The organism is Oleiphilus sp. HI0132, from assembly GCF_001635845.1.
In genome coordinates this window covers 1-5,502 of sequence record NZ_LWGJ01000380.1, presented here as the reverse complement: position 1 = coordinate 5,502, position 5,502 = coordinate 1, and the positions used below count along the sequence as shown (strand labels likewise).

6 protein-coding genes are annotated in these 5,502 nt (G+C 45.2%); 4 read left to right on the top strand and 2 right to left on the bottom strand.

What is annotated here, in order from left to right; all coding sequences use genetic code 11:
• From A3766_RS30385 to asd, 3 genes are all read left to right on the top strand, one after another.
• The coding region (locus tag A3766_RS30385) for a hypothetical protein (protein WP_197479323.1) at nt 1-1,099 on the top strand (1,099 nt) is incomplete at its 5' end.
• Between the two features lie 66 nt (nt 1,100-1,165).
• Nucleotides 1,166-1,978, top strand: a complete 813-nt coding sequence (locus A3766_RS04655; RefSeq protein WP_068507602.1) for a sulfurtransferase — start codon at nt 1,166-1,168, stop codon at nt 1,976-1,978.
• 25 nt (nt 1,979-2,003) lie between these two features.
• On the top strand, nt 2,004-2,864 hold the full coding sequence (asd, locus tag A3766_RS04650) for an archaetidylserine decarboxylase (protein ID WP_068507599.1): 861 nt from the start codon (nt 2,004-2,006) through the stop codon (nt 2,862-2,864).
• 5 nt (nt 2,865-2,869) lie between these two features.
• On the opposite strand, the gene epmA is transcribed toward asd, so the two are convergent.
• Together epmA and efp are read right to left on the bottom strand one after the other, a co-directional pair.
• Nucleotides 2,870-3,865 carry an EF-P lysine aminoacylase EpmA gene (gene epmA, locus A3766_RS04645; protein WP_068507597.1) on the bottom strand — a complete coding sequence of 332 codons (996 nt, stop codon included), beginning with the start codon at nt 3,863-3,865 and terminating at the stop codon, nt 2,870-2,872.
• Nucleotides 3,866-3,909: 44 nt separating this feature from the next.
• Complete coding sequence (efp, locus tag A3766_RS04640; protein WP_068507556.1) at nt 3,910-4,482, bottom strand: elongation factor P; 573 nt, start codon at nt 4,480-4,482, stop codon at nt 3,910-3,912.
• Between the two features lie 224 nt (nt 4,483-4,706).
• Here efp and A3766_RS04635 point away from each other — a divergent pair.
• Nucleotides 4,707-5,502 (top strand): KamA family radical SAM protein (locus A3766_RS04635; protein ID WP_197479322.1); only part of this gene is annotated, 796 nt, incomplete at its 3' end.

Here is a 5,502-nt window from a genome sequence, read left to right as displayed (position 1 = left end):
ACAATTAAGCCATAAGCAATGGGTCACTATTGCCCGCTCTTTTAGCCCTGATGGGAAACCGCTCCGTGTTGAAGATCGCGACATTAATATGCTGATGCAGTCTCCACATTTTGTCGTGATGCTGGCAAACCTGATTGCTCACTATTCTTCATATTGCTGGTATTCAAGGGCAACATTAAGAGCACAACGGATTCTGGCTTGCTACTTAAACTGCTCGGTTGATGAAGCGATTCAGCTAACTCATGAAGCTGCTGCAGATATGTCACGCGCTCATCCTATGCCAGGCGTAATGCAACCGGCTGCTAAATTATTCGTGCCACCACGCAAGCGCACTAAAGCACAAAGTGAGTGCCAACTCAGTGAATTCCAGTCAGATGCCTATGCGCCATCTCAGAAGGGAAAAGCAGCGCCCCCTGCTCCAGAAGCGCCAATAGCCAGCTCTACTAAAACTAACAAGCTTGAAGACACCAGACAACACGAGAACCGGGACGTACCGAAACCTGAAAAAATTAATGCACCGACTAATAAAGAAGGCATTGCTGAAAAAGCGCAAGCAAACGGGCCGCTTTCACGGAACCCCTTATATACTGAGCTAACACATATCATGGCTCATCGCCCGCAGGAGTTTACCGACCTACATGAGCTGATGAATGCCGCGACCCAAGGCATTGCCTACGGCATTGAGTTAGAACGAGCATGCGTGGGTCTGATAAGCAAAGACCGCAGCCGCTTTAAAAACTATTATTCAGTCGGGTGCCAAGATCACCCTGAACTTAAGGATTTTGAAAGCAAAATAATCAAGAATACTATTTTTGAGAAATTATGCTCTCGCCCAGCCAGTATTTGGGTGAAACCCTCTAGTGACAAGAAGATACTCGACCTGATTCCCATGAATTTCAAGGGCGCCACCGACTCAAAAGAGTTTTTCTTAATGTCGGTATTTGTTGGCAAAAAACCGGTTGCCCTTTTCTTCGCAGATAACACTGACAACCAAACACTCACCGACGCTCACTATAAACAATTCAAATACCTATGCAGCGCAGTCACTACTTCCTTACAGCATCAAGCGAATCGTCAAGCATCAAAGGGTGAAGAATAGTTAGTCCCAAACTTTGTCATCTGGTATGATCCGCCGATCATCATTTGAAGCAATGAGAACTAACAAATGTCAGATCTGTTAATTGAAGCGCCTCAATTACTCGCACTATTAAATAATGAAGACTCCTCTGAAAAGCTGATCATCGTCGACCTTGGAAAAGAAGATCGCTACCTAAGCGCTCATATCCCCGGTGCAGTACTGGTAAGCCCTAATTTAACCCAGGCGGGTCCGCCGGTGCCCGGCCTTGCTCCGAGTAAAGAAAATTTAAACGATTTAATGCAAAGCATTGGTCTGACTCCCGATAGTCAGGTTATTGTATACGATGATGAAGGTGGCGGCTGGGCAGGACGTTTTATCTGGCTACTCGATGAAATTGGCCATAACAACTACCGCTATTTGAATGGCGGCTTGCACGCATGGGCTGCTGAAAATTTCGACATGGAAAGCGGCCCTGTGGCTAATGAAAAGTCAGATATTCAAGTGTCTTTTAGCGGTAAACATAGCCTCACTCTCGCGCAGCTAAAAGAGCTTGTAAACACTCAAGATTTGCAAATCTGGGACGCTCGTTCTCCGATGGAGCATAGTGGCGAAACTGCTTACGCAGCCAGAGGCGGCAAGATTCCCGGCGCACTAAACTACGAGTGGACTCGCGCGATGGATCAACAAAATAGCCTAAAACTAAAACCCTTTGACACCTTGTTGAGTGAGTTAGCGACTGTTGGAATAAGCCCAGAAAAGCCAACCGTCACACACTGCCAAACCCACCATCGCTCAGGCCTCACTTATCTATTAGGCAAGCTACTTAGCTTCACAGATATAAAAGCTTACCCTGGTTCTTGGGGCGAATGGGGAAACCAAGCTGACACCCCTATTGAATGAGTAAATTACTACTAACGGACTTACTATGAAACTCGATGATCTATTTATTTTCAGTCAATATATTGCACCGCAACACTTGATCTCGCGGGCAGCAGGAAAAGTCGCTGAATGTGAAATTCCGGCGTTCAAGAATAAGCTGATCGCTTGGTTTATTGATAAATACGGCGTCAATATGTCTGAAGCCTTGCTTGATTCGCCAGAGAATTTTAAGCACTTCAATGACTTCTTCACTCGTGAACTTAAACCTGGCGCACGGGAAATTGACACCCAAGAAGATGCAATCATTTCTCCGGTTGATGGCGCGATTAGCCAGCTAGGCCAGGTTGATAAAGGCCAGGTATTTCAGGCAAAAGGTCAGAGCTTTAGTGTGGTAGAGCTGCTTGGCGGCGACATTGAACGAGCCGAACCGTTTATGGGTGGCGACTTCTCAACAATCTACTTGTCGCCTAAAGATTACCATCGAATTCATATGCCCTGCACCGGCACATTAAGAGAAATGGTTTATATCCCTGGTAAGTTATTTTCGGTTAACCCGGTAACGGCAGAGAATGTCCCTCGCCTATTCGCCAGAAATGAGCGTGTTGCAGCCATATTCGATACCGAGTTTGGCCCGATGGCCATGGTCTTGGTTGGTGCAATGATTGTTGCCAGTATCGAGACCGTTTGGTCTGGTTTAGTCGCTCCGGTTAAGCGCGATGTGAACAGTACCCTTTATGGGGATGCGAGCAGTATCACTCTGGAAAAGGGGCAGGAAATGGGACGATTCAAGCTCGGTTCTACCGTTGTATTGGCGTTTCCAAAAGGCACAACACAATTCAATGAAGCAATGCAGGCAGGCTCCCCCGTTAGAATGGGTGAAAACTTCGGTAGTATCATTAAAAGCTAGATTTACTAGACCCGACTTAGAGGGAAGCTCAATACATCTTCAATGCTATTGACTCCCTCTTTGATCATCAACAAACGATCCAAACCTAGGGCAATTCCCGAACAGTCTGGCATACCAGACTCCAAAGCTGATAAGAACTTCTCATCGATTGGTATCCCATTCAAACCCATATCCTGGCGTACCAAATTATCAGATTCAAAGCGCTGGCGCTGCTCTTTAGCATCCGTTAGTTCATGATAGGCATTCGCAATCTCGAGCCCGTTTATATATAGCTCGAACCTTTCTGCGACCAATAAGCCATCCTCATCATGCTTCAAGGCGGCTAGAGATGCTTGTGATGCGGGATAATCCGAAACAAACACGGGTCTAAGCTTACTATCTTCAGAACAGCCCAAGTATGGCTCAATACAGACGCTTAGTAGCAGATCCAGGTACTCATCACGTTCCAAATTAGGCCCGGAATAGCCGGCCAACTCTATTGCTTTCTGCCTCAGTACATCAATAGCGACTATCATCGGGTCAAGATCTAAATATTTCCGAAACAAGTCGCGATAACTAACTGTCGACACTTCACATGAACCCAAAAGAGTTTCCAGTAGGTCTGCGGTTTCTTGCATCAGAGCGTTGAGATCAAAGCCTGGGCGATACCATTCAAGCATGGAAAATTCAGGATTATGTCGTACGCCGCTTTCAGCATTACGAAAAGTTTTACAGATTTGGAAAATCGAACCACTCCCCGCAGCAAGTAGACGCTTCATAGGGAATTCAGGAGAAGTATGTAGATATAAACATTCTGAACCCGCACCAGGTGCAGAATTCAAAGCGCAAGACAAACTTTCCAGATGAGGATCTGTCGCAGTTGAGCGACCAAGAATAGGCGTTTCAACTTCAAGCACATGACGTGCGACAAAAAAAGCCCGAAGCTGCGCATATAGCTCAGCCCGGGCTTTTAGTCTTTGCAAAGAACATGTTGGTTGCCATTGTTCTGAAGTTTTATTCATAACAAGCAAGCAAACCTCTAATCTCTATGCAATCAATTGCTCAATTATGACTTGGCACGACTCACGTATTCACCAGTACGAGTATCGATACGCAGCTTCTCACCAATATTGACAAATAATGGCACATTGACCGTTGCACCGGTAGAAAAGGTAGCCGGCTTTGTGCCACCTTGAGCTGTATCGCCTTTCAAACCCGGGTCAGTTTCTACCACTTCCAGCTCAACAAAGTTTGCTGCAGCAACAGCCAAGGGTGCACCATTGAATAGTGTGACCGTATAAACATCCTGTTCCTTTAACCACTTAATTGTATCACCGACAGCCTTTTCATCAGCAGCATGCTGTTCAAAAGAACCATCAGTCATCATAAAGTGCCAGAACTCACCATCGGTATAGAGGTACTCCATATCGAATTCCATTACGTCAGCCGCTTCAAGAGATTCACCTGACTTGAAGGTTCTCTCCCATTGACGCCCAGTATTGAGGTTTCTCAACTTAACGCGGTTAAAAGCCTGGCCTTTTCCTGGCTTTACAAATTCATTCTCAATCACCGCACAAGGATCACCATCCAACATTACTTTTAAGCCTGAACGGAATTCGCTGGTAGAATAACTTCCCATTTTGATCTCACCTGTTTCTGTCTCCTACATATTTATGCAGGAACTATTCAATTTACGGAATTATTTTCTCGCTATCTTGGTCCAGCCTAATCTATACAGGGCCAATGAGTGGGCGACAAACTGTTTTCTATAGCTTTACTTCGCTATATACTGCGCGGTTTACCGGCCTCTTTACATCAAGGGCTGACTCTTTTTTAGGCTCGCAGACCAAAATTAAAGCGCACATGATACATCTATCAACTATTCCTGTCGAAAATAAAGCGCAATACGGTTCATGGCAGTCTCAACTTAGCCAGTGCAAAATAAGTACTGCAGACTTGCTGAACAAGCTAGGTCTGAACGATCATCCTTTAGTAGATGAAGAGGCTGAGCGTTTGTTTGAATTAAGAGTACCACCACGTTACTTGGCAAGTATTCGTTCAAACGACCCGAATGACCCACTTCTTCTACAAGTACTTCCTCAAAATAGAGAGTTCAAGCAAGTCGATGGTTTTAACGATAGCCCTCTGAACGAGGAAGAGTACTCTCCCGTCAAAGGCTTACTGCACAAGTACAATAATCGGGTATTACTCATGAGTAGTACTGTGTGCGCTATTAACTGTCGTTACTGCTTCCGCCGGAATTTTCCTTATGACGCGCATCGCCAATCAAAAAACGAATGGCGAAAGGTCTTCAACTACATTGAAGAACACAAAGAATTAGATGAGGTAATCCTGAGCGGTGGCGAACCCTTAATACACAATAACGACCACCTTGCCTGGCTAATAAACAATATTGCTGATATCAAGCATATCCAACGCATTCGTATTCATTCTCGAATGGTCGTCAGTATCCCGGAAAGAATCGACCAAGAACTATTAAAAATATTTTCTGATTGCAACAAACAACTCATACTCGTCACACACTGCAATCACCCTAACGAGTTAGATAGTCAACTCAGACCCTGCTTCACTGCTCTCAAACAGGCTGGCGTCACCTTATTGAACCAGGCAGTCTTGCTAAAAGACGTCAATAATCATG

Coding starts and splice junctions, on each gene's coding strand:
- A3766_RS04655 (WP_068507602.1), top strand. CDS start 1,166: ATGTCAGATCTGTTAATTGAAGCGCCTCAATTACTCGCACTATTAAAT.
- asd (WP_068507599.1), top strand. CDS start 2,004: ATGAAACTCGATGATCTATTTATTTTCAGTCAATATATTGCACCGCAA.
- epmA (WP_068507597.1), bottom strand. CDS start 3,865: ATGAATAAAACTTCAGAACAATGGCAACCAACATGTTCTTTGCAAAGA.
- efp (WP_068507556.1), bottom strand. CDS start 4,482: ATGGGAAGTTATTCTACCAGCGAATTCCGTTCAGGCTTAAAAGTAATG.